The following is a 23,860-nucleotide window of genomic DNA, read 5'->3' as shown; positions in this document are numbered from 1 at the left end:
CTACCACTTATTGAAGCTCATATTGCGGCTCTTCAAACTCTATTTCCTGTTTTCTTTTTTGAACTTCCTCCACAACTGTTCTCGTTTTCAGTGCCGCTTGCCTAAATGCTTCACTTGCTTGCTTTTCATTTGTTTTAACTGAAAGAGATAACAAGCTTGCTTCAATCGCTTTTAACGATACGAGTGCACTTTCTATTTTTGTACCTACTGTCATGTATATCACCTATCCTTTTGATCTAAAGACGAGTGACGCTAAAAAGCCGAAAATAATAGCTGCAGATATCCCGGCACTAGTCACTTCAAAGATTCCTGTTAATACCCCGATAATACCATTTCGTTCTGCTTCAGCCATTGCCCCATGAACGAGTGAATTACCAAAGCTTGTAATTGGTACTGTTGCCCCAGCACCTGCAAAATCAATTAGCGGTTCATACAATCCAAGGCCATCTAGAACGGCACCAGTTACTACTAAAATACTCATCGTATGAGCAGGTGTAAATCTTCCTACATCCATTAACAATTGACCGATAACACAAATAAGCCCACCAACGATAAACGCAAATAAAAAGATCATAAATGTCCCCCTCCTGCCTCAATGGAAACAGCATGTGCGATACACGGTATTGTTTCTTTTTGTTGGTAGGATAACGGAGATAATAACGCACCTGTTGCAACGACCAATAGCCGTTTAATGTCTCCTTCTTTTATTCTCTTTAGTAAGTGTCCATATACAACAGCAGCCGAACAGCCTGGTCCACTTGCACCTGCTAGAACCGGTTGATCTTCGCGATAAATCATTAAGCCACAATCTTGAAAAATGTCATCTTTTATATCTAATTGCTTTTCACTTATCAATTCTTTTGCAATAGGCAAACCGATTTTCCCTAAATCACCTGATACAATTAAATCATAATGATCCTCGGGTAAATTAAGATCACGAAAATGGGCAACAATTGTATCCGCAGCTGCTGGTGCCATAGCAGCACCCATATTGAATGGGTCAGATACCCCCATGTCGACTACTTTTCCAATTGTCGCTGATGTTACTACTGGTCCTTCACCTGTTTGTGCAAGTACTGCAGCACCAGAAGCTGTAGCCGTCCATTGAGCCGTTGGTGGCTTCTGCCCACCATACTCTGTCGGATAGCGAAATTGCTTTTCTGTTGCTGCGTTATGACTAGAAGCAGCTGTTACGACATGATTAGCACTTTGCGAATTAATTAATAGTGACCCTAAGGCCAAACCTTCCATTGACGTCGAACAAGCTCCAAATAAGCCTAAATACGGTATCGTTAACGTCCTACTTGCAAAGCTTGACGGTGTCATTTGATTGATTAAATCTCCAGCTATCATAAATTGAATATCTTCTTTTTGTAATGAAGCCTTCTCCAAAGAACGAATGACGGACTCTTCTAACAAGACTTTCTGTGCTTTCTCATATGAATCTTGTCCAATCCAAAGATCATTATGAAGTAGATCAAAATCGTCAGCTAATTTCCCATTTGCCTCAAATGGACCACCTACAGCAGACGTTGATATGATAACTGGCTGTCGTTCAAACACCCATGATTGATGCCCTTTAAGCATTTACATTCCTCCCAACTGCAATAAAATGGTTTTTATTAAGGCAATAACAAAAGCTGCGACTGTCCCAAATACAATAACAGAGCCCGCTAGCTTAAATATATTCCCCCAACACCCAACACATAGCCTTCTGTGCGATGTTCAATCGCAGCAGATGCTACCGAATTAGCAAAACCAGTTACAGGGACTGCAGTACCTGCTCCGGCAAATTGAGCGAATTTATCATACACACCAAAACCAGTTAATAGCACTGAAATGAAAATAAGTGTCGCAATCGTTGGGTCACCCGCAGAACGTTGAGTAAAATCAAAAAACGTATAATAAAAAATGGTAATAAATTGCCCAATCACACAAATGAAGCCGCCAATTAAAAAGGCACGTAGACAATTTTTAAATACAGGCCTTTTTCACTTCATGCTTTTTTGCCAATTTGTTGATAGTGGTCTTTCTTCGGAGTCGTATTTTTCTTTTTACTTTGCGACATATCATAGCTCCTCCTAACCTTTCATCATCTCATCTAATTCTTTTAACCGCTTTGATAATCTTTCCTCACTAATCGCTTGTTTCTTTAATTGCTGTTCTATTTTCTCTAATTCAATAAATATTTTTTCATCTGTTGTCACGTGAACGGTAGCCTCTGGATATCTCTTCTTAACGTTATCATGTGCTTTTTTTCGAATTTCGTTTAAAAAAAAGCGGTCAAAAGGTTTAACATGGGTAGCAATATATATTGAATTATCATAGGAGACGCCTCTTACTTCTGTTACCTCTTCCATTGATAAGACAATTTCCTTCGCTTTATTTGCTTGCGTTTGTTCAACAATCGCATCGTCTAGTTGTAAAACCTTCACATCGTGCTGTGCATTCATTTGGCAACCGACTAAGCCGATCATAATAATTATGATGATGAAGATCTTCTTCATACTTTTCTCTCCTTAGATATGTTTATGTAATGAAAAGAGCAAATTCGATATAATAAAAGAAGGTCTCATTGCGAGAACCAACTTTATTTACTAATTTTTGTATTGAGGCTCCTCTTGTTCAATTTGCTGCATTCTCGGTGTTAAACCATCAATAACGTTTTGTGTATCTATAGCCATTTGTTGATATAATTGCTTTGCTTGCTGATTTTCTGTCTCAAGTGCAAACGTTTCTAAGCTTGCTTGAGCACTTTTTAAACCTGCAATTGTTTGTTTCAATTTTGAACTAACTGTCATTTTTACAACCTCCTTACATATTTAATTTCGTTATTATTTTGTTGAAATCAATAAAGAACTATTAGAGGAAAAATTTAACAAAGGGAGCTAGCTGATGATTTCAATAGAAGTAATCATTATCATTATCTGTACGTTCGTGATAATTTCAGTTTTTTCTACACCTTTTTTTTCATTCATAAAAGAATGAAGAATATTGAACAATTATTGGAAGAATTCAAAACTCCATTGGCAACGATCGATAACCAATTGCAATCAAATTTAGCAGAAGAAAAACGAACGCATATTCTATTGATGGTTTATCGAATGAGAGAAGCAGTAGCCAAACAACAAGAAGAGCTCCGACCTCACTATATTAAAGAGCTACCAACAACCCACGGACTTTCTGCAGATGAGCTAAGTCATTTATTCCCAAAAGAAGCAGCATTGCTAATAGACCAATGTTGGTCTAAATATCAAGATTATATTGATAAGCATTGGCTCACGAAACAAAATCGAATGAAAACGGTATTTCAAGGTACACAGGACAATCCCACAAGCGAGCGTGGACAACTTCATTTCGAATCAAAAAAGCTTGTTTCATACTTTGATCAAATAATTTCAAAGCTAAATTCGCTCACATAAATCTTTCTTTATCGCTCAAACTAGCATTAGTGATGAGAGTTAAAGGAGGGGCATATGGATACAAACTTTCTTGCTCTTACTGTTGAATTGTTTGTTGGATTTTTTGCCTTACTCGTTCTAACAAAATTTCTTGGTAAAAATCAAATTACACAATTGACACCTTTTGATTTTATATCTGCCTTAGTACTTGGAGAATTAGTAGGTAATGCCATTTATGATAAAGAAATTGGGCTACATTACGTTCTTTATGCTGTTTTTTATGGGGTGCGTTAATCTATACAGTCGAAATGATTACTCAAAAGTTCCGTGGCTCTAGACCTTTTCTTGAAGGAAAGCCGTCCTTTATCATTGCAAATGGAAAAATCCAATTTAAAGAATTAAAAAAGAATAAGCTCGACTTTGATCAACTCCTTCACTTATTAAGATCACAAGGAGTTTTTTCAATTAGAGAAGTCGAATATGGTGTATTAGAGACGAACGGATCTGTTAGTGTATTAAAAAAATCACCATACCATTACCCGACTAAAAAGGATTTACATTATCCGGAAAGACCCGTTACATTTCCTATCCTCCTAATACTTGATGGAGAGGTCATCGAAGAAGGCTCAATATGTTAAATAAAGATACTTATTGGCTAAAGGAGGAGTTATTTAAACGCGGAATAGCTGGGCCTAAACAAGTTGTTTATGCAGAATGGTTGGAAAGTGAGGGGTTTGAAATTCAAACTTATTAACTAGAGGTGGGAAGACATCATGAAGAAAATATTGGTCATTTTAGTAATTCTATTATTGGTCAGTTGTCAAAAAGAGCAGCAAGGACAAACCTCCTTTTCAATTCAACAAACCGCTAACAATGAAAAGAAAGTGATCGTGATTATGATTGATTCCATGACAGAAAAAATCCTCGAAAAGGGCTTTCGTGAGGGGCGTCTGCCTGCATTAAGCTATTTAGCGGAACAAGGTACTATCTATCATGATGTAGTTGCACCTTTTCCTTCTATGTCGGTTACAATTGAAAGCTCATTGCTTACCGGGGATTCTCCTCATGAACATCAAATACCTGGACTAACGTGGTATGACGCTCACTCAGACACACTTATCAGTTATGGTGACTCTATACCTTCTGTATGGAAGTTAGGTAGAAAAACGACTCTTATGAATGCTTTAATCAATTTAAATAATGAACATTTAAATAAACAGTCTGAAACAATTTATGAAAGCATTAAACGAAATGAATTATCATCTGGTTCCGTTAATATGCTCGTTTATCGTGGAAATAAAGAACATAAACTAGTCGTCCCAACATTTGTGAAAACGTTGTTTCATCTAGATTCATCTGAATATCAAACAAAAGGGCCAGATGTTTTAACATTTGGAAAAGCGATCCAACCAAAAACGAATAGCTCATTACCTGACAGTGCTTTAGAAAACCTTGGTTTGAACGACCATTACTCATCTGAAGTGATTGCTCATTTAATAAAAGAGAATCAGCAGCCTCATTTTCTTATGGCCTATTTTCCTGACTTCGATAAGCTAGCACACCATCATGGTCCCTACGCAATTGACTATTTTGCTAGCGTGGATCAACATATTCAACGAATACTAAACGCATACGATAGCTGGGAAAAGGCTTTAGAAGATACCACTTTTGTTATCTTAGGAGACCACGGCCAAAGTGCTCTAGTAGATGATAGGGAACGTGCTGGAATTGACGTTGAGACGATTGTAAACCCTTATACAATTGCCCCATTATATGACTCACCAAGCTTGGGTGATGTAGTTGTTGCTAACAACCATCGTATGGCTTATATATATGCAATTAATGAGAGACTGACGTTTTATGAGCTTGGTGAAATGTTTTTAAGTGACGAACGAATTGATCACGTTGCGTGGTTAGACGGTGATGATCTTGTAATACAACAACAAGGCAAAGAGGGATATTTACGAGTAAGCAACGGAGGACCATGGATTGATAAATATGACCAAAAATGGTCTTTTGAAGGAAACCTTGATATTGCTCATATTACTATAGACGATAATGGCGTTATTAAATATGAGGATTATCCAGACATTTTTCATCAGCTTGAATCTGCTTTAAACAGCCATACTGAATCCTTAATTGTTACTGCAAAACCTGGCTACACCCTGCAAAGTGAAGGGGCTCCAGTTCATGCTGGTGGTGGTGAGCACGGTGGGCTTCATAAAGACGATACCATTACATCTATGATTATATCGAACCGTAATAAACTTCCTGAAAAACGTAGAATGAGCGATTTATACGAGTACTTTCACACATTATTTGACTAAAGTTATTTCACTTTCCATAAAAGGGAACGCTTTTATGGAAAGTGAAACATCATTTAATAAGGCTCCCATTTCAACTTAGAGGCATCATGAAATCGCATTTCTACTTCTGGCCAATTGACGACTTTCCACCAGTTATTTATATATTTTTCCCTTTCATTTTGATAACGTAAATAATAGGCATGTTCCCAAACATCGAGAACTAATAGTGGGATAACATCCTGTTGCGTCAAATTTTGATGCTTTTCAGCTTGTAAAATCTCCAATCGATGAGAACGTGGTGACCAAACTAAGAGTGCCATCCCCCTCCTTCTACTTGTTCAGCTGCTTTTGAAAACTGCTCCTTCATCTTATTAAAACTTCCAAAGTCTTCTACTATTTGTCTTCGCAAAGCACCTGAAGGTTGCCCCCCTCCGTTTGGGTTCATTACCTTCCAAAATATCGTGTGCAAATAGTGACCTGCACCGTGAAAGGCTAACTCTCTACTCCAATGCTTCAACAGGTCATAGTTACCACTCTTCCTCGCTTTTGAATTTCTTTCTCTGCTCGGTTTAATCCATCAACATAACTTTGGTGGTGCTTTAAATGATGTAGTTCCATCGTCTTGCGATCGATAGCAGGTTCTAATTCGTCATAACGATAAGATAGAGGCGGTAATTGATGCTTCCCGATTGGTACACGGTTATTCACCGAATCTGACCTCTCTTGATGACGTAGCTGTTGCCATTGTTCATAACATTCCATTGCCAATAAATGTATTTGTTCTTCATTTATCTTTCGTATTCCCTGATTTTCCTCCACTTCTTTTAATAAAGAATTCAATGTGTTTGTAAAAATAGCCAGCTTCTCTTCACTATGTGCAACAAGATCATACTTGGCAATGTCACATGCCTGACTCAAGCTTCTGCCCACTGTTTAACGTGTTTGACATAATTGGTTTGTTCATTAATCGATGACATGGGATCCCCCTTATGATGTAATCTATTCATTTTATGAGTAGGATAGGTTGCCTCATGCTTTCAATCTTCTATATGTTAACAAAATAAAAAGGTACCGAAAAAGGTGAATCGCCTCCCTCAGTACCTATATTGTTTTTTCTATTGTATTTCCTCAAATTGTTGTAAGAACAAATCAGCTTCTTCCTCTAAATTACCTTCATCAATTTCGTCCGGTAATGGAGGTAATTCTCCTAATGACTTAAGACCGAAATGATCAAGAAAAAAAGAGGTCGTTCCGTATAAATCGGTCTACCTGTTCCCTGAGCACGTCCAACTTCTTTTACTAAAAGCTTTGTCATTAATGTATGTAGAGCTTTCTCTGATTTTACTCCCCGTACCTCATCAATTTCAATTCGTGTAATCGGCTGCTTATAAGCAATGATAGCCAATGTCTCTAATGCAGCCTGTGAAAGCTGCGAATGTATAGGCGAAGTAGCTAACTTTTTAAAATATGGAGCATGCTTACTTCGTGTTGTCATTCGAAAGGCTCCTGCAAGTTCAACAATTTGGATTCCCTTTTCATCCTCATCATACCTTATTTGTAGGCTACGAACCGCTTCATGAGCAACTGTCGTATCGACTTCTAACACATCAGCCAATTGTTTTGTTGTAATTCCTTCGTCACCAACAACAAATAATAGTCCTTCAATAGCGGCTTGGAGTTCCCGAAAAATCAATGTAGATTTCCACCTCCTACACGGTAAATCACGATGTCTGTAAAATTGTCGTTTTGAACACAACGTATCGTTTTCGTTTTCATTAGCTCCAAAATTGCCAAAAATGTCATGACAACTTCTCCTTTTTCTCGTTCAACAAACAGCTCTTCAAATTGGCATGGACGATTAAGGTCACTTATTTGTTTTAGCACATATTCGATTTTATCTTCGATCGAATAATCCTGACTTTTCACTGTTTTTGTTCTCGGTGCTAACAAAGCCTTTCGTCTCATTAACTTTTGATACGCACCTAGCATATCAAATAAAGTAATATCACTTATTGCTAGTTTTCTTCTCTCCTCCTCTGTAACATACTGTTCTAAATCATGAGGAGCACGTGTATAAATTAAACTTCTTTCTTTTTCTTTTTCCTTTAAATCAAGAGCTGCTTCCTTATACTTACGATATTCTATTAAACGCTGCATTAGTTCTTCTCGCGGATCCTCTTCTTCATTTAATGTCCATTCTTCCTCAAACAACTCTTCTTGTTTTGGTAGTAGCATTTGACTTTTTATTGCTAGTAAAGTTGCTGCCATCACTAAATATTCACTGGCAATATCTAATTCTAATTCCTGCATCGTTTCAATATACGTAACATATTGATCGGTAATTTGGGTGACAGGAATATCATAAATATCAACCTCTGCTTGATTAATTAAATGAAGCAGCAAATCAAGAGGCCCCTCAAAAGCATCTATTTTTACACTATATGTATTCACAATAACCACCACTAGTTTCTCTAAATCATCCTCGAAATTATACCATATAATTTAATAAAGAAAATGAGTATTCTCGATCTTTTTCTTGTATAACATCTCATATGTTACAATACAATAGAAAAACCGTCTATAATTTAGTCAATTGTTAATGGAGGAACAAAACATCATGTATCCTAATCAATATTTAGACTATTTAATCCACTACCATATTCAACGCGATTATTTTGAATGTCACGAAATTTTAGAAGAATATTGGAAGAAAGTTACACGTCCGCTTGAACATAATCAATGGGTTGCTCTAATTCAATTAGCTGTTGGTAACTATCATCACCGTCGTGGAAACGTTACAGGTGCGAACCGAATGTATCATAAGTCGATTACGTTAATCTCTAAATACAAGGATGAAATAAATGAATTAGGACTTGAAGTTGATCAGCTACTAATTAAAGTGGAGAAATTGCTCAAATCCAATCCTTTTACTGATATACATTTACCGATGTCAGATTCGTTACTTAAGGCATGCCAAAATAGATGCCACGAATTAGGGATTAAGTGGTTATTACCAGACAATACAGCTCCTGTGCCCGATTACATTTTAAATAAACATTGCTTACGTGATCGTAGTGAAGTGATAGTTGAAAGAGAAAAACAGTTAAAAAAGAAACAAACATGAAGAAAAGAGGAGAATCTTAGTTCTCCTCTTCTTGGCAAGCAGCCATAAACGACTCTGTTGATTTTGTTGGAATTAAATCACACGGTAGATTTGTTTTTAGCTGCTCGAGCATTTTCTTTCCGATTCCTTCTTTTCGATGAGAAGGATTTACACATATATGCTGTAAATAGGCACTTCCATTGTCAATGACTACACCGATAACACCGATTATATCCGATTCTTTCCAAACATACAGCTTCCAATCGGGGTTCTTTTCATACATTTCCATCGTTTGTCGCAATTTCACTAAATCCTTTTCAGCTGGCATAAAAGAAAGTAACCCCATTGCAATTTTTTGATGGTTCTTTTTATATGGTATAAGCATTATAAACCTCTCAACGTTATATATTTCGCCTCACCTTGTAATATTTTATCATATTTTACTAGTTTTCACATGTGATTTCTGATAAATATAACGTCTATTCTATAGGCTATGCATTAATGTAATAAAAAGGTACTACCATAAATTACTCAAAGGACTTACCTAAATTCGCCATTTCAATTGCTGCTGTTGCCGCATCCCAGCCCTTATTTCCAGCCTTTGTTCCTGCACGTTCAACAGCTTGCTCAATCGTATCAGTCGTTAAAACACCAAAGATAACCGGCTTTCCTGAAGATAATGTTAATGATGAGACTCCTTTTGCCACCTCACTACATACATAATCAAAGTGTGGTGTTGCTCCTCTAATCACTGTACCTAGCGTAATAACAGCATCATAACGACCACTATCAAGCATTTTTTTTGCCGCAAATGGAATTTCAAACGCACCAGGTACCCATGCAACATCTACATCCTCTTCTTGTACGCCATGTCTTTTTAGAGCATCTTCAGCCCCACCTAATAGTTTACTCGTAATAAACTCATTAAATCTCCCTACAACAATCCCTACTTTTAACCCAGTTCCTACTAAATGTCCTTCAAATGTTTGTCCCATATTCGTTTCCTCCTTAGATTTACTTCTTAAAATGAAGCATATGTCCCAATTTTTCAGATTTCGTCTTTAAATAACGTTCATTGTCTTTATTATGTGGTAATTGTAATGGTACTCGCTCAACCACTTCTAGATCATACCCTTTTAAACCAGTTATTTTACGAGGATTGTTCGTTAAAAGCCGCATTTGCCTTACACCTAAATCTCGCAAAATTTGTGCACCTATACCATAATCTCGCAGATCGGGGGCAAATCCAAGTTTCTCATTTGCCTCAACTGTATCATAACCTTCCTCTTGCAGTTTATAGGCTTTTAATTTATTTATTAGGCCAATTCCTCTTCCTTCTTGACGCATGTAGAGAAGAATTCCTTTTCCTTCTTGTTCAATCTGAGCGAGAGCTGCATGTAGTTGCGGACCACAATCACAACGATGGGAGCCAAACACATCGCCCGTTAAACATTCAGAGTGAACACGAACTAATGATGGCTCACTGTCTGTAATCTCTCCTTTTACAATTGCCACGCTTTCTTTCCCTTCTAAAATATCCGTATAGCCGATTGCTTTAAAATCGCCAAAATCTGTCGGTAATTGAATTTCAATTTCTCGTTTTACAAGTTTATCCTTATTACGACGGTAACGAATCAAATCTTTTATCGTAATCAGCTTTAAATGATGTTCATCCGCCAGCTTACGTAATTCAGGAACACGTGCCATCGTTCCATCCTCATTCATAATTTCACAAATGACTCCGGCTGGTTTTGCACCTGATAAGCGGGCTAAATCAATAGCTGCTTCTGTATGCCCTGCTCTTCTTAACACCCCGCCCTTCTTTCCAACTAAAGGAAATGTATGTCCAGGTCGCTTAAAGTGATGCTTCTCTGCACGTTCATCAACTAATGCTCTGACAGTATCTGCACGTTCTTGAGCAGAAATACCTGTTGTTGATGTATAATGATCAACACTGACGGTGAACGCTGTACCGTGAGGATCTGTATTATGATCAACCATTGATACGAGATCAAGCTCCCTAGCTCGTTCTTCTGTAATCGGTGCACATACTAATCCACGACCATATGTGACCATGAAATTAATTACTTCGTCAGTTGTTTTTTCTGCTATCGCAACAAAATCTCCTTCATTTTCACGATCCTCGTCATCACAGACGATAATAACTTTTCCTTGTTTTAAATCTTCAATTGCGGACTCTATCGTATCAAATCTCAATTGTTCGTCATTTTGATTCATATAATCCTCAACTCCTTGTCTTTATTTATACCCATGCTCTGCTAAAAAGCTTTCAGTCAATGAGGATGTTGTGCCAGTTGAAAAGCGTTGGACAATAAATTGTTCAATATATTTTCCAACCATGTCACATTCAATATTGACAATGCTCCCGACATCTTTCAATCCAATAATTGTTTCATCTAACGTGTGTGGAATAATTGAAATCGTAAAGCTTTCTTTATCAATTGCAAAAATCGTTAAGCTCGTTCCATCAACAGCAACAGAACCTTTTTGAATCATGTATTTTCTTAATGAATCGTCTATACCAATACGGTAGTAAACGGCATTATGCTCTCTTTTTTCGATAGAATCGTTCCAATCCCATCAACATGACCCGATACGAAATGACCACCGAAGCGTCCATTGGCACTCATCGCTCTCTCAAGGTTCACTTTATTTCCTTTTGTTAATCCTCGCAAGCTTGTTGCTCTAACTGTTTCCGGCATAATATCAACAGAAAATGAGTCATCAGTAAATCTCGTTACCGTTAAGCAAACTCCATTCACCGAGATACTATCCCCCAATTGTACATCAGTAATAACCCGCTTTGATGCTACAATCATCTCCATTGCTTCACCACTTTGCCTAACATCACAAATTGTACCAACTTCTTCAATAATCCCTGTAAACATTTAACTTCCCTCCTTTAAGCGTGATATGATTTTAATATCTTCTCCTATTTTCGTTACGTCGACCATTTCGAGTTCTAGTGCTTCCTCGACCTCTAGAAAGCCTTCTCCTCCAATAGACGTTGGTGCAAGTTTCCCTCCAAATAACTTCGGAGCAACATATGTAATCACTTGATTAACCATGCGTTCTTTAAGAAAGCTACCGTTTATCTCAGCACCGCCTTCAACAAAGACTGATAATATCCCGCATTGGCCCAATTCACGCAAAATAGATGTAATCGTAAATTCTTTTAAAGTAATCACTTTTACGTTTAATTGCTGTAGCAAAATTCGTTTATCAGACGGGGCTTGCTCTGTTGTAATCACCCAAGTTGGAGCTGCTTCATCTTGAACGAGCTTTGCGTTAGGAGGAATTCGTAATTGGCGATCTAGAACAATTCGTATTGGATTTATCCCTCCATTTGGAAGCCGGGTTGTTAATGATGGGTCATCTGCTAATACCGTTCCAATTCCAACAAGGATTGCATCATGAGAATGGCGATACGTATGAACATCCAATCGTGCTTCCTCGCTTGTGATCCACTTGCTTTTTCCTGCTACGGTTGCTGTTTTTCCATCTAATGTTATCGCCGATTTTAATGTGACAAAAGGGGTCGCAAACTTCATAAAATGAAAAAATACTTCGTTTAACTCGTTCGCTTCTCTCTGACATACTCCAGTTACAACCTCAATGCCAGCATCTTTTATTCTTTTAATCCCTCTTCCTGAGACTGCAGGATTTGGGTCTACTGTAGCAACGACAACTCTCCTGAGTTTTTTTCAATAATTAAATCGGCACATGGTGGTGTTTTTCCATAATGACTACACGGTTCTAACGTAACATAAATCGTTGCTCCTTCAGCTTTATCACCAGCCATCGCCAAAGCCTGAACTTCCGCATGACCTTCACCAGCTTTTAAATGAGCTCCCATCCCAACGATCGCACCATCATTTACAACGACTGCCCCGACCATTGGATTAGGTGATGTCTGCCCTTTTGTACTTTCTGCTAGTTGTAGAGCTAACTTCATATACTGTTCATCATTCAATTACACAACCTCCTTTCTTATATATGAATTTCAGTGCTTATGGATGGGCACGTATCAGAGAGTTTTGGAAATCAAAGCCAACTATAATCTATCAAGTATTAAAAAAAGCCCAAAGCAATTTGCTCGGGGCTTTTTGAGATTACGAAATAAACGTCAAAGTGATTATTTTTTGACGCGAACAGATTAAAAAAGGGCACACTCCTCCCTGAAATAAAAAAGGGTGTTAAAAAAACAAAAACCTTTTTTACACTGTTTAACTCCTTCTCCCATCCAGACTTTCACTGTCGGTCCCGGATTTTCACCAGGTCCACCGGCTCCATAAATATGAAGACGGGTCACGGACTAAGTAGTTTCAACTACATCACCGCCGGTAGGGATTTTCACCCTGCCCCGAAGGAATACGATATTAGATTTTGAATACTCGAATGTTACCACTTAATTCTAAATAAATCAAGAGATATACTTTGCTCAGTTATAATTTGATTCTAACTGGAGAATTTGCTGAACAATTTGATTAGCTGCATCTGGTTTTTTCAATTTACGGGCTTTACGTTTCATACTTATAACAAGTTCTTTTTCAAATAAGACCTTTCTTAAAATGGAGGCTATTTCATTTCTATGATTAACCTTTAACGCCGCACCTACTTCCATTAACAACTCAGCATTTTGTTCCTCATGACCTGGTACTGGTTTAAAAATGATAATTGGCGTTTCACATGCTAAAGATTCAGCCAATGTTAATCCACCAGCTTTCGTAAAAATAGCATCACTAGCCTTCAAATACAGCATAAAATCATTTGTAAACTCCAATATGTGAATGTGGTGTCGACACGGAATCGCTTTTATTTTTTTTCTCATCCTGTGATTATTTCCAACCATACATATCACTTGAATCGTTTCTTGAAATTGATTGATCGAATGAATAATATCCATGTATTTCGTTAAACCCATTCCTCCACCAGCAATTAATATCATTTTCATCCTTTCACGAAGACCTAATTTTTTGCGTAGCTCTAATTTAGAAAGGTTCAAAGCCAAATCAGTTCTAATTGGAATACCAGTAGAAAAAAAAGTTCTTCAGAAACATTATGATGCTTTGCAAAATCAAAAACATTGTTATCAACTGTAAAGTAACCATCTATTTCAGGACGGACATATGCAGGGTGTAAAATAAAATCAGTAATTACCGTATAAAAAGGTAAATTTAATTGTTTTTTCTTTTTTAAACTTGATAAAACGCTGTTACAAAAGGGTGAGTTGAAATGATAAAAGGACACGAATGATTTTGAATAAGCTGATATAACTGATTTGTAAAAAGCATACCGAATCGATCTAAATTTAAAAAACAGGTGATTTCTCAGCATGAAAATAAATGGCTCTCCATAATTTCGGATAGAACTTCAGCAAATGTAAATAACTTTTCAACATTAATTTATGAAGTAAAGGGTTCAACGTATAAAACGTATCAATAATTTCGGGCTCGTAACCTCGCTTTTGAAACTCAATTTGCAGAGCAGTAGCTGCTTGATTATGGCCATGTCCGATTGATGCAGAAAAAATCAGCGGTTTAGGCTTCATTTAATACCCCTCCTTCAATACTTCTAAGATGTCTAATTATTATGTTTTGAATGTTAGAGAGAATCATTCATCCATTTGTTGTATATTTCCTCTTTTTTTAAAGTACTAACGATACAATAAGGATTGATCTATAGAGCAATGAGGTAATGGTTCTTTTGAGTAATTGGAATTAATACAAAAGAGAATTTATTAATCATAGTTTAAAAAAGGATTATGTTTTAAGCTCCGAAGTTTCTTTTCATAGTAGCATTCCCTAAACAAATAAATAATGTCGGCTATCTTTAAGTATTCATACTTACACAACTTTAAGAGCCCCTTTTTTAATTTCTAGATGGACAGGTCTATCCAAAATAGTTTCTCCATCGCTATGAACTGATACAGGCTCGCTCGTTTGAATAAACACTTCCTTTCCTTTGGCTAAATGGACACTTCTATGGTTTATATGTGTCCCTCTATAAGCACGGACAAATAACAGAAGTAACCTCCATTTGCTAAGGCCATGAACGATACAAATATTTAATTCACCATCATCTTGTACTGCTTGAGGGCAAATTCGCACTCCCCCTGCGTAATTGGGGGAATTTGCAACAGCTACTAGCCAAACATCTGAGAAGGATAATTCCTCTTTATCTACTCTTAGTTTAATACTTGTCGGACGGTAGCTTCGTAATACGTTCAACATGCTGAACACATACGATAAACTTCCTAAGCCAAACTGATTTAACCACCGTTTATAATTGGCCTTATTTGTAGCTTGGGCGACTTCCCCATCAAAACCGAACCCGGTAACCGTTAAGCAATATCTTTTTTCTAATTGAAGAAGGTCTACTCTTTTATACCGCTGATCAAAGATTCGTAACAATGCTTTTTTGTAGTGAAGAGGAATACCTAAACTCCGAGCAAAATCATTACCAGAACCAGCTGGAATCACCTAATGGGATATCACTATCGACGAGACCATTTGCTACTTCGTTAATAGTCCCATCTCCACCTATAACTACAATTGCTTGCATTTGATCATTTACTAGTTCTTGAGCTACTGTGGTGGCGTGCTGGGGACCATTTGTAAAACGAACAATATAATCTTTTTCTTCTTTCTTTAAGAGTTCTTCAACCTTTCTCCAAACTTTATTACCTTTGCCCGAAACACGGTTAACGATAAAACCATACATCAATCAACCCTCCATTATCTCTTCGTATAAAGCACTAGATTTCCTATACTTCATTTTACATTTGTATATTTTTTTCTTTTATTGCAAATATTATCCATAGGATACAAAAACATTATGTTTTTTTACATTTATTTATTGCTGTTCTTTTAGAAAACAACATGGAGGTTATAATTTGAATACGTTTACATTTTTTAATTTACAAGATAACTCAATTTCAAAATGGCTTTACGAAGGAATCAAGCAATCTTTTTCCTCAAAAGGCTATCAATATTACTCTTCAACTGAGAATCCAAAGCTTGTTTTCAACTTTGTCGATGAGAATAAACCGATACCTTATCGAAGAAATTCTCAAGGAACCTTTGTTGTATCGATTGTTACTACAAATCATTTTCCAAAAAATATCCATAAAGAAGCTTATCCTTATTTAATTCGTACATTATCTAATCATTTAATGTATGTTGTTTTCACTACGAACAAATTAACTATTTACTTTTTGACTCCTGAACAAGGCCTTTATACGTTAACCTATCATTCTGGCCAACAAGATAGTACGTTTTTCGAAAAACTATTTGAACGACTAGAACCGTTGGCATCATCTCAATTAATCATTAATAACGATTTTTATGATAATCTTCCAAAGGATTTGTGGCGTGGAGATGAAATTACGAATTCTTTAAGTCAGGCAGGAAAACGTTTGGCTAAGATGAATCTCTTACCCGCTCCCTTCCCGTTAGAAGAGGTCTTATCTGCACGGGATATTCGCCATTTAAAAAAGTTATATGGAATTGGCGGTCTAAGCTACGGAAATTTAAGTGCCAGGAAGGACAACGCAAGCTTTTGGATGAGTGCAAGTGGTATCGATAAATCGAATATGAATGATGTTGGAGTAGACCTTCTCTATATCGCTGGATATGATTCCGAGAAAAAAGCGATGAAAGTGAGCGTACCTCCGAATGTTACTCCTAAAAGAGCATCAGTAGACGCGATTGAACATTGGATGATTTATAAGGAGCATGCAGAAGTCAATGCGATCGTACATATTCATGCATGGATGGACGGTATTAAGGCTACAACGTTTAATTATCCTTGTGGAACACTTGAGCTTGCACAAACAGTGGCTGAATTGATAAGAAACGCACCAGACCCTTCACAAGCAGTTATCGGGCTCAAAAACCATGGGTTAACGATTACAGGTAGGAGCATTGAAGAAATATTTGATCGGATTGAAGGAAAAATCCTCCCTCAAGTACCGATGATCTCAGAATGACTTAAGTAGGTGTAAAAAATGAAGGCATTGCAATTTGACGTAACGATACCGAAATACCTTTTTACAAAAGCGATTGGTACAATGAATCGGTCGCTTTATTACTCATCTCCTTTTTCTTGTTTACAATTAAAAGAAGTCGAAAAGCCTGCCTTACCTAACGAAGAATGGGTTGAAGTTCAAGTGAAATATGGTGGAATTTGCGGCAGTGACCTTAATTTAATATATCTAAAAGATAGTCCTTCAACTTCACCATTCGTTTCGTTCCCTTTTACTGTCGGTCACGAGCTTGTCGGTATGATTTCAAAAGTAGGGAAAAAAGTTGACGATTTAAAGATCGGTCAACGAGTTATCATTGACCCCCTTCTCGCTTGTGAAGCAAGGGGTATTACTCCAAAGTGTAACGAATGCCAAGCTGGACGTTATAACCTTTGTCAACATATGAATAATGGTATTCTTTCACCTGGTCTTCTAACAGGTACATGTACCGATACTGGCGGGAGCTGGAGTCGCTATGTTGTTGCTCATAAAAGTCAAATTATAAGCCTTCCCGATTGTATTGACGATCAAAATGGAGTATTAATTGAACCTTTTAGCTGTGCTTTACATGCCGTACTGCAAAATAAACCGACTCAAAATGATACGGTGCTTGTCATTGGGGCTGGTGTCATTGGATTATGTGTTGTAGCTGCTATTCGTGCTTTAAATATTGACTGCAAAATTATTACCCTAGTTAAACATTCATTTCAAGGTGATTTAGCTACCTATTTTGGCTCAAATGAGGTTATTTTTCTTTCTCGACAAAACGGTTATATACATGAAGCGGCTAAATTGTTTAACGGAGAAGTTTTACATCCGATTATTGGTCAACCAATTGTAAGTGGCGGAGCTGATATCATCTTTGAATGTGTAGGAAATAAACGAAGCCTATATGATTCGCTTCGTTTTGCTCGAAAGGGAGGAAAAGTCGTTTTAATCGGCTTAGCTAGTTTTGTCGATAAATTAGATATGACAATGATATGGCTCAATGAACTTGAGATAAAAGGAAGTTTTGCATATGGCACGAATTATTTTGAAAGCCATATGCAAAAGACGCTACAAATCGCTGTAGAGCTTCTTAAACAAAGCAAAATTGACTTATCTCCACTCATCACGCATCAATTTTCCTTGGATGAATATCGCGAAGCATTGAGTACAGCCGGAAATAAAACGAAACAGCAAGCTTTGAAAGTTGTATTTGAACCATAAAAAGGGCTAAGAAGTGCACGGAACTCTTGGATTTGTGTAACCCGCACTTCTTAGAATATTATTCAACTTCAATATCAACACCAATACTATTTAGTTTCCCCACTTCATTTATGTATGCTGCAACTGCTTTATGTTCAAGGTTTTCACTATATGCAGTTAATGCCGCTTCATCCTTAAAACGAACAGAAAGAATCACTTGATATTCTTGATTTCTAGGTGAAATGTTTCGTCCCGCCTGCAGATCAACAATTCCATCAAGATTTCCTTTTAATGACTTAAAACGTTTAATAACTTCCTCCAATTGTTCCTCTGTCGTATCCTTTGAAAATTGTAATAAAACTGTTCGATCAATCATTTTTGTTTACCCCTTTTCTTTAACATACACCTTAGTTTACACAAACAGAGTTAAAAAAACTAGAAAAATGTGCTGAACTCTGTTCAACACATTCTAAATTACTATCTACCGAGAATAGTAGATCCAACTTGATAATACAACCAAGGCCAATATCCTGGCCCTCCTGGATATGGGTAAGGTGGACGAGTTGGTCGTGGTGGAATTGGTCCGTAATATGGACTTATTCCAATTAGGTCGCTATGGTGTACTTGAATATATTGAGACACATAGCGAGGTGGTGCATACATAAACAGAGAAACCATACCTGTTCGATTGTTATAATTGATTACATAAGCTACTACTTGACCATAAGTTGGAATAGATGTTGTAATCCAGCGATTAATATATCGTGAAATGACCGTCGGTGGAAGATATTGAACGGACGGTTGTTGATAAATTTCGTTCATCAAATTGCCTCCTTTATTAACTTAATCACGTTAGTATATGGAGGCATTGTGACTTAGGTGATTGTCCCATAAAATATTCACGTAAGCAATTTATTTTAAAAGACAATATATTATTGATAAAATAGACAAAATAATAAAGACCTTTAAGAAAGAAGTGATTACATTTGTCAAAACAAGAATCAATCCGTTACTCTGTGCTTGATTTAGCACCTATTGTAGAAGGGAAAAATGCAAGTGATTCATTTAAATATTCAGTTGATTTAGCACAACATACAGAAAAATGGGGATATCACCGCTTTTGGTTAGCTGAACATCATAATATGCCTGGAATCGCCAGTGCAGCAACATCTATATTGATCGCTCACATTGCTCAAGCAACATCACACATTCGAGTTGGCTCAGGTGGTATAATGCTACCAAATCATTCACCACTCGTCATTGCAGAACAATTCGGTACGCTTGAATCATTATTCCCCGGCCGGATTGATCTTGGTTTAGGAAGAGCACCAGGTACGGATCAAATAACAGCACATGCCTTAAGAAGAGGAAATCGGATTGGCGGTCAAGATTTCCCTGAGTTATTAGGAGAACTACGTGCTTATTTTAACCCACCTACTGATCCTAACGTAAAAAAGGTTAGAGCATTTCCTGGAGAAGGGCTTGATATTCCCATTTGGTTACTAGGCTCGAGTGACTTTAGTGCAAGACTAGCCGCTGAATTAGGATTACCATTTGCTTTTGCCAGTCATTTTTCACCTGAAAATACATTACCAGCCATACGTTTATATAATGAGCGTTTCACTTCATCAAAGGAGCTTGATCAACCATATTTAATGGTTGGGGTTAATATTATTGCCGCTGACACTGATGAAGAAGCAAACATTTTAAGCTCTTCTTTAATACAGTCATTTTTACATTTAATTCGTAACACACCAACGAAATTACAGCCACCTGTCAATAACATAGATCAAATGATTGAGCCACATGAGGAAATGATACTAGAACGTCAATTAGGTTCTTCCATTATTGGTAGCCGTGAAACGGTGAAACAGAAACTAAAAGAATTCTTAGATAAAACGGGTACTAATGAAATTATTGTACACTCGCAAGTCTATGATCATGACGCAAGACTTCGTTCATTTGAAATTACCGCAGAAATTATGAATGAAATTAATGAGATGTAGTAGAGGGAACTAGCAGAAACATAATAGTTCAGAGTGAAAGAGCACTGTGCTTCGCTTGTTGTTATTGCAGCGGCAGCACAGTGCCTTATGTTTCTTATTTTATTTCAACATCCCCCACTCATGTAATTCTAGTCTGCGTACTCCAGCTAAGATATAGGGATCTTCACTAGCTATTTGCTTTGCTTCATCTATGCTATCAGCTTCGTAAATCACCATTCCACCTGTTCCATCTACAAACGGGCCCATTGCGAATACTTTTCCTTCATCTTTACGTTTTCCTAAATAGTCTAAATGAGCCTTTCTATATTGCTGATTTAATTCAGGCTTCTCCATATGTAGAATTGCTGCAAAATAAGCCATCTCATGTACACTCCTCTTTCATTTATATAGAAAATTCTTCTTCGCTATTATCATAACATGACAACTACGAAGCTGTTTGTTTTTTCTCCTCGTTCACTTCTTTGTCCTTTGATAGAAACCAGCCACATAAAGCAATTAAAATTAAGACGCTATAAAATGTCACCTTCCATATCGTTGATTCCGCAAACGATTCAGGGAGAACGTCTAGGGCTGGGTGACACAATGTATAAACAGCAAGCTTTACTCCAACCCAACCGACAATGACAAAAGCTGCGATTTCTAATCCGGGTTTGGCATGTAATAAATTCACAAATACTCCAGCAGCAAAACGCATAATGACTAAGCCAATAAATCCTCCTAAAAAGATAACAAGAAACTTTCCACCATCTAGCCCTCCAATTGTCGGAAGCGGTGTATCTGGTAATACCATCGCTAAGGCAACAGCTGCTAAAATAGAGTCAACCGCAAAAGCAATGTCAGCTATTTCTACTTTTAATACAGTTAACCAAAATCCCGTATTTTTGTTTTTTTCTATTTTTAATGAATCTTCCTGTTTTTTATCACAATCTTTCGGAATAGATGGTTAAAGGCAATAAACAACAAGTACAGAGCACCAATCGCTTGAACTTGCCATACACCAACAACAAATGAAATCATAAACAACGAAGCTAACCGAAATACAAACGCTCCCGCTAACCCATAAAACAGGGCTTTTTTACGCTGCTCATCAGGCAAATGTTTAACCATTATTGCCAAGACTAATGCATTATCCGCAGCAAGCAGCCCTTCTAACACAATTAGCACAATCAATACCCAACTATATTCTAATAGAATCGACCATTCCACTAATAAACCACTCCTTTTATAAATATAAAAAAGACCCTCACCTATTAGGTAAAGGTCCAAAAAAAGACAGAAAAAGACCTTTACTGTAACTAGTAAAGGTCTTGCTAACAACGATTGGTTGCCAATACTACCGAGAGCGTACACTCTGTAATGACGATAGTATTGTAAAAGCTACTCCCCTTTAGGAAGATATGTATGTTAATAGACAAATCATAGCTAAAAAATAGAACTTTGTCAATAACTATTTAACAGCTTAAAAAGCTTTCGTTAAAACAGGAACAACTTGCTTCTTGCGAGATACAACGCCCTTCAATAATGCTTGATTATTTTCAAGCGTAACATTAAATGCTCTCTCTACAGCCGACTGCGCTTGGCCTACAGCTAAGCCTACTGAATCATTATTTAAAATATCAGTTACAACAAGTAAGAATAAATCTAAATTCTTATCATTAACCACTTTGTTCATTTCCGCTTCTAATTCAGTTTGTCGAGCAAACACATCATCTGTATCAACTGTATTCACTTGAGCAATTTCAACCTTATTGCCATTCATTTCAAATTCTTTTGCATCAAGTGTAATTAACTCTTTAGCTGATTTATCACTAATATCAGCACCCGCTTTTAACATTTCTAATCCATATGTTTGCGGGTTTACTCCAGCAATTTCAGCTAATTCACGAGCTGCTTCGACATCCTCATCCGTACAAGTAGGAGATTTAAATAGTAATGAATCAGAAATAATAGCTGACAACATTAATCCAGCGATTTCCTTTTTAATTTTTACACCGTTCTCTTTATACAATTTATTTAAGATCGTTGCAGTACAACCGACTGGTTCTGCTCGGTAGTAAAGCGGATCACTCGTTTCAAAATTAGCAATTCGATGATGATCAATTACTTCCAATACACGTACTTGCTCAATATCATTTGCACTTTGTTGCTTTTCATTATGGTCTACAAGTATGACTTCTTCAACCTCATTAGACACTTGTTCTACTAAACGAGGGGGATCAATATTAAATTGCTTTAACGCAAAATTCGTTTCTCCGTTTATTTCCCCTAATCTGATTGCTTCAACATCCAAGCCTAATTCTTTTTTCAAGTCAGCATACGCTAGTGCTGAACAAATCGTATCTGTATCTGGGTTCTTATGCCCAAAAATCAAAACTTTTCCCATATTTACACTCCTCAAAGTTTGTCATTATTTCATTTCGGATACCATCATTATAATATCGTAAAATACCCAATAAGAAAAGTAGGAAATAGACAATTTTAAACGATACCCATCACTATTATAAACTATTCTTGAAATAGATTCTCTACGATATAACCGTATTCTTCTAAATGTTCAATAATATTATCCTCTCCAACTAAGTGAAGGGAATTAATAACAACAAATGTCGTTTCTCCTTCCTCTTCTTCAAGTAATTCGTGTAACTTTTCAGCCATTTTCTGATCACGTTCAGCGACCAAAGCTAAAGAAAAGGGATTTGTTTCAAGATCACGATATTTCTTATTATTTCGCAACGCTGCCAACGATTCTAGTCTGGAATTCGCCCATGAATCTTTTAATTGAGACAATGTACCTTCTGTAGAATGCTGTACTTCTTGTAACGTTTCTTTTAATAGATCTTCTTGCAGTGTAAGATCTAATTTATCACTTAATTCCATTTGATCTTTAAAATTCTCTAAGCTCATAACAGGCTTTTGTGACTCTTCAGCTTTCATCAAGAAATATTGATCCATATTTTTGCGATTTGAATACCCGTAATTTTCTACTATCAATGATTGAAGCATATCGCAACAGCCCATGGTTTAAATCGCAGAATCGCTTCCTGCTCTAAATCATAGTTCCCAATAAATGTGAGTAGCTCATTGTATAATTCCTCTGAGATATGCTCTTCAAGTGACGTACCATCATTATACACACCTAACTCCACCATCGCCTGCATGATAGCAACTTCATCTTTTTCATTAACATTTACAACAAATGCAATTTGATCAGCTTGATCAAACGCATCTTCTATAAATGGATGCAATGGAAATAAATCCTCACTATTAACATAGACCGTCCCAAATAAAAAAATTGAATTTTCGTTATGCTCAACTTGATATAATAACCCTTTTGAAAAAATTTGCTCTTCTTCCTTGTCATAAATAACGTCTATTTGACGTTCCAGTAGTTCTTGTATCACATCTATATCATTTGAATGCTCTTTTGTATCAATTGTTACATTTTCAAAATTAACCATTTGTAGGTTAGGTAAACGAAGTAAAGGTTCTAAGCTATCTAAATCATTTCCAGATAAAATAATCTCTTCTAACCCTTCTAACACGTGAATACCTTCTAGACTAACTACACCAAAGTTTGTTAAATCTAGTTTCTTAATTGTATGTAACTCGTCGATAAAGTCGATCTCATTTTCATTTGCTAACGATTCTATATATGCTTCTAGCCGATCATCTTCGAAAGCTAAATGCGGTTGAATGGTATTTACATTTTGACAAGCACAAACTATGATCAAAATGAATATTACCGTAATTAGTTTGTTGAGATATCTCACATTATCCTCCAATAATTGCTCTAAAATCATCACTTATGA

At 36.7% G+C, this 23,860-nt stretch carries 25 protein-coding genes, 8 pseudogenes and 1 riboswitch; of the genes and pseudogenes, 7 read left to right on the top strand and 26 right to left on the bottom strand.

The window, feature by feature from the left end:
• Nucleotides 1-7 precede the first annotated feature (7 nt).
• From JCM19034_RS01480 to JCM19034_RS01455, 6 genes and pseudogenes are all read right to left on the bottom strand, one after another.
• A complete protein-coding gene (locus tag JCM19034_RS01480; RefSeq protein WP_062046701.1) occupies nt 8-214 on the bottom strand; it encodes a DUF1657 domain-containing protein in 207 nt (68 codons plus the stop codon).
• Nucleotides 215-223: 9 nt separating this feature from the next.
• Entirely contained in the window at nt 224-574 is a 351-nt protein-coding gene (gene spoVAE, locus JCM19034_RS01475; RefSeq protein ID WP_062046699.1) for a stage V sporulation protein AE, read from the bottom strand.
• A complete protein-coding gene (spoVAD, locus tag JCM19034_RS01470) occupies nt 571-1,587 on the bottom strand; it encodes a stage V sporulation protein AD (protein ID WP_062046697.1) in 1,017 nt (338 codons plus the stop codon). Before spoVAD ends, spoVAE begins: the two co-directional genes overlap by 4 nt.
• A pseudogene (gene spoVAC / locus JCM19034_RS01465) lies at nt 1,588-2,068 on the bottom strand (stage V sporulation protein AC). It lies immediately after the preceding gene.
• A 13-nt stretch (nt 2,069-2,081) separates the two neighbouring features.
• The gene (locus JCM19034_RS01460) at nt 2,082-2,507 is read right to left on the bottom strand and encodes a YhcN/YlaJ family sporulation lipoprotein (protein ID WP_062046695.1); all 426 of its coding nucleotides are present in this window, start codon (nt 2,505-2,507) and stop codon (nt 2,082-2,084) included.
• A 90-nt stretch (nt 2,508-2,597) separates the two neighbouring features.
• A complete protein-coding gene (locus JCM19034_RS01455; protein ID WP_062046692.1) occupies nt 2,598-2,801 on the bottom strand; it encodes a DUF1657 domain-containing protein in 204 nt (67 codons plus the stop codon).
• 204 nt (nt 2,802-3,005) lie between these two features.
• Between JCM19034_RS01455 and JCM19034_RS01450 the strand changes: the two genes are divergently transcribed.
• The 3 genes and pseudogenes from JCM19034_RS01450 to JCM19034_RS01440 all read left to right on the top strand — a co-directional run bounded on the left by JCM19034_RS01450 (nt 3,006) and on the right by JCM19034_RS01440 (nt 5,728).
• On the top strand, nt 3,006-3,422 hold the full coding sequence (locus tag JCM19034_RS01450) for a hypothetical protein (RefSeq protein ID WP_156323840.1): 417 nt from the start codon (nt 3,006-3,008) through the stop codon (nt 3,420-3,422).
• A gap of 54 nt (nt 3,423-3,476) precedes the next feature.
• Nucleotides 3,477-4,155, top strand: a pseudogene (locus tag JCM19034_RS01445) (DUF421 domain-containing protein).
• 19 nt (nt 4,156-4,174) lie between these two features.
• Nucleotides 4,175-5,728, top strand: a complete 1,554-nt coding sequence (locus JCM19034_RS01440) for an alkaline phosphatase family protein (RefSeq protein WP_062046689.1) — start codon at nt 4,175-4,177, stop codon at nt 5,726-5,728.
• Nucleotides 5,729-5,781: 53 nt separating this feature from the next.
• Here the strand turns inward: JCM19034_RS01440 and JCM19034_RS01435 are convergent.
• The 3 genes and pseudogenes from JCM19034_RS01435 to JCM19034_RS01425 form a co-directional block, all read right to left on the bottom strand.
• Nucleotides 5,782-6,412: pseudogene (locus JCM19034_RS01435) on the bottom strand (superoxide dismutase); the annotation flags it as partial.
• Between the two features lie 410 nt (nt 6,413-6,822).
• A pseudogene (gene scpB, locus JCM19034_RS01430) lies at nt 6,823-7,400 on the bottom strand (SMC-Scp complex subunit ScpB).
• Nucleotides 7,397-8,158 carry a segregation/condensation protein A gene (locus tag JCM19034_RS01425; RefSeq protein WP_062046687.1) on the bottom strand — a complete coding sequence of 254 codons (762 nt, stop codon included), beginning with the start codon at nt 8,156-8,158 and terminating at the stop codon, nt 7,397-7,399. Before JCM19034_RS01425 ends, scpB begins: the two are co-directional and overlap by 4 nt.
• A 166-nt stretch (nt 8,159-8,324) precedes the next feature.
• Between JCM19034_RS01425 and JCM19034_RS01420 the strand changes: the two genes are divergently transcribed.
• Entirely contained in the window at nt 8,325-8,831 is a 507-nt protein-coding gene (locus JCM19034_RS01420) for a DUF309 domain-containing protein (protein ID WP_062046684.1), read from the top strand.
• Between the two features lie 16 nt (nt 8,832-8,847).
• Here JCM19034_RS01420 and JCM19034_RS01415 read toward each other — a convergent pair whose 3' ends face one another.
• The 10 genes and pseudogenes from JCM19034_RS01415 to JCM19034_RS22655 all read right to left on the bottom strand — a co-directional run.
• Entirely contained in the window at nt 8,848-9,195 is a 348-nt protein-coding gene (locus JCM19034_RS01415) for a GNAT family N-acetyltransferase (protein ID WP_062046682.1), read from the bottom strand.
• A 142-nt stretch (nt 9,196-9,337) separates the two neighbouring features.
• Complete coding sequence (ribE, locus tag JCM19034_RS01410) at nt 9,338-9,805, bottom strand: 6,7-dimethyl-8-ribityllumazine synthase (RefSeq protein WP_062046680.1); 468 nt, start codon at nt 9,803-9,805, stop codon at nt 9,338-9,340.
• 19 nt (nt 9,806-9,824) lie between these two features.
• On the bottom strand, nt 9,825-11,048 hold the full coding sequence (locus JCM19034_RS01405) for a bifunctional 3,4-dihydroxy-2-butanone-4-phosphate synthase/GTP cyclohydrolase II (RefSeq protein WP_062046678.1): 1,224 nt from the start codon (nt 11,046-11,048) through the stop codon (nt 9,825-9,827).
• 21 nt (nt 11,049-11,069) lie between these two features.
• Nucleotides 11,070-11,719, bottom strand: a pseudogene (gene ribE / locus JCM19034_RS01400) (riboflavin synthase).
• Nucleotides 11,647-12,804, bottom strand: a pseudogene (gene ribD, locus JCM19034_RS01395) (bifunctional diaminohydroxyphosphoribosylaminopyrimidine deaminase/5-amino-6-(5-phosphoribosylamino)uracil reductase RibD). Before ribD ends, ribE (JCM19034_RS01400) begins: the two co-directional pseudogenes overlap by 73 nt.
• 254 nt (nt 12,805-13,058) lie before the next feature.
• Nucleotides 13,059-13,206: riboswitch (FMN riboswitch) on the bottom strand.
• Between the two features lie 66 nt (nt 13,207-13,272).
• Nucleotides 13,273-13,836: a glycosyltransferase gene (locus tag JCM19034_RS01390; protein WP_062046676.1), complete on the bottom strand. Its 564-nt coding sequence runs from the start codon at nt 13,834-13,836 to the stop codon at nt 13,273-13,275.
• Nucleotides 13,833-14,168 (bottom strand): hypothetical protein, encoded by a 336-nt coding sequence (locus tag JCM19034_RS24445; RefSeq protein WP_062046674.1) that lies wholly within the window; start codon nt 14,166-14,168, stop codon nt 13,833-13,835. Before JCM19034_RS24445 ends, JCM19034_RS01390 begins: the two co-directional genes overlap by 4 nt.
• A complete protein-coding gene (locus JCM19034_RS23850; protein ID WP_062046672.1) occupies nt 14,143-14,382 on the bottom strand; it encodes a hypothetical protein in 240 nt (79 codons plus the stop codon). Before JCM19034_RS23850 ends, JCM19034_RS24445 begins: the two co-directional genes overlap by 26 nt.
• Nucleotides 14,383-14,677: 295 nt before the next feature.
• The gene (locus JCM19034_RS01375; RefSeq protein WP_231686789.1) at nt 14,678-15,268 is read right to left on the bottom strand and encodes a diacylglycerol kinase family protein; all 591 of its coding nucleotides are present in this window, start codon (nt 15,266-15,268) and stop codon (nt 14,678-14,680) included.
• Nucleotides 15,257-15,554 (bottom strand): annotated as a pseudogene (locus JCM19034_RS22655) (acylglycerol kinase family protein); the annotation flags it as partial. The pseudogene JCM19034_RS22655 and the gene JCM19034_RS01375, both read right to left, overlap by 12 nt.
• 172 nt (nt 15,555-15,726) lie before the next feature.
• On the opposite strand from JCM19034_RS22655, the gene JCM19034_RS01370 reads away from it, so the two are divergent.
• Both JCM19034_RS01370 and JCM19034_RS01365 read left to right on the top strand, forming a co-directional pair.
• On the top strand, nt 15,727-16,821 hold the full coding sequence (locus JCM19034_RS01370; RefSeq protein WP_062046670.1) for a class II aldolase/adducin family protein: 1,095 nt from the start codon (nt 15,727-15,729) through the stop codon (nt 16,819-16,821).
• Nucleotides 16,822-16,839: 18 nt separating this feature from the next.
• Nucleotides 16,840-18,066 (top strand): zinc-binding dehydrogenase, encoded by a 1,227-nt coding sequence (locus JCM19034_RS01365; protein ID WP_062046668.1) that lies wholly within the window; start codon nt 16,840-16,842, stop codon nt 18,064-18,066.
• A gap of 58 nt (nt 18,067-18,124) precedes the next feature.
• On the opposite strand, the gene JCM19034_RS01360 is transcribed toward JCM19034_RS01365, so the two are convergent.
• Both JCM19034_RS01360 and JCM19034_RS01355 read right to left on the bottom strand, forming a co-directional pair.
• Nucleotides 18,125-18,421 carry a Dabb family protein gene (locus JCM19034_RS01360; RefSeq protein ID WP_062046666.1) on the bottom strand — a complete coding sequence of 99 codons (297 nt, stop codon included), beginning with the start codon at nt 18,419-18,421 and terminating at the stop codon, nt 18,125-18,127.
• Nucleotides 18,422-18,522: 101 nt separating this feature from the next.
• Nucleotides 18,523-18,867, bottom strand: coding sequence for a hypothetical protein (locus JCM19034_RS01355; RefSeq protein WP_062046664.1), 345 nt, complete (start codon nt 18,865-18,867; stop codon nt 18,523-18,525).
• Nucleotides 18,868-19,031: 164 nt separating this feature from the next.
• On the opposite strand from JCM19034_RS01355, the gene JCM19034_RS01350 reads away from it, so the two are divergent.
• Nucleotides 19,032-20,051 carry an LLM class flavin-dependent oxidoreductase gene (locus JCM19034_RS01350; RefSeq protein WP_062046661.1) on the top strand — a complete coding sequence of 340 codons (1,020 nt, stop codon included), beginning with the start codon at nt 19,032-19,034 and terminating at the stop codon, nt 20,049-20,051.
• A gap of 99 nt (nt 20,052-20,150) precedes the next feature.
• Here the strand turns inward: JCM19034_RS01350 and JCM19034_RS01345 are convergent, their stop codons facing one another.
• The 5 genes and pseudogenes from JCM19034_RS01345 to JCM19034_RS23840 form a co-directional block, all read right to left on the bottom strand.
• The gene (locus JCM19034_RS01345; RefSeq protein ID WP_062046659.1) at nt 20,151-20,411 is read right to left on the bottom strand and encodes a YciI family protein; all 261 of its coding nucleotides are present in this window, start codon (nt 20,409-20,411) and stop codon (nt 20,151-20,153) included.
• 64 nt (nt 20,412-20,475) lie between these two features.
• A pseudogene (locus tag JCM19034_RS01340) lies at nt 20,476-21,257 on the bottom strand (TerC family protein).
• A 253-nt stretch (nt 21,258-21,510) separates the two neighbouring features.
• Entirely contained in the window at nt 21,511-22,434 is a 924-nt protein-coding gene (locus tag JCM19034_RS01335; protein ID WP_062046657.1) for a manganese-dependent inorganic pyrophosphatase, read from the bottom strand.
• 122 nt (nt 22,435-22,556) lie between these two features.
• Entirely contained in the window at nt 22,557-23,054 is a 498-nt protein-coding gene (locus JCM19034_RS23845) for a TraB/GumN family protein (RefSeq protein ID WP_062046655.1), read from the bottom strand.
• Nucleotides 23,039-23,821, bottom strand: a complete 783-nt coding sequence (locus tag JCM19034_RS23840; protein WP_062046653.1) for a TraB/GumN family protein — start codon at nt 23,819-23,821, stop codon at nt 23,039-23,041. Before JCM19034_RS23840 ends, JCM19034_RS23845 begins: the two co-directional genes overlap by 16 nt.
• Between the last annotated feature and the right edge of the window lie 39 nt (nt 23,822-23,860).

This window comes from Bacillus sp. JCM 19034, assembly GCF_001310635.1.
GTDB lineage: Bacteria > Bacillota > Bacilli > Bacillales > Bacillaceae_D > Halalkalibacter.
The sequence above is the reverse complement of the archived record's forward strand: the minus strand, read 5'-3'. Positions and strand labels throughout refer to the sequence as shown.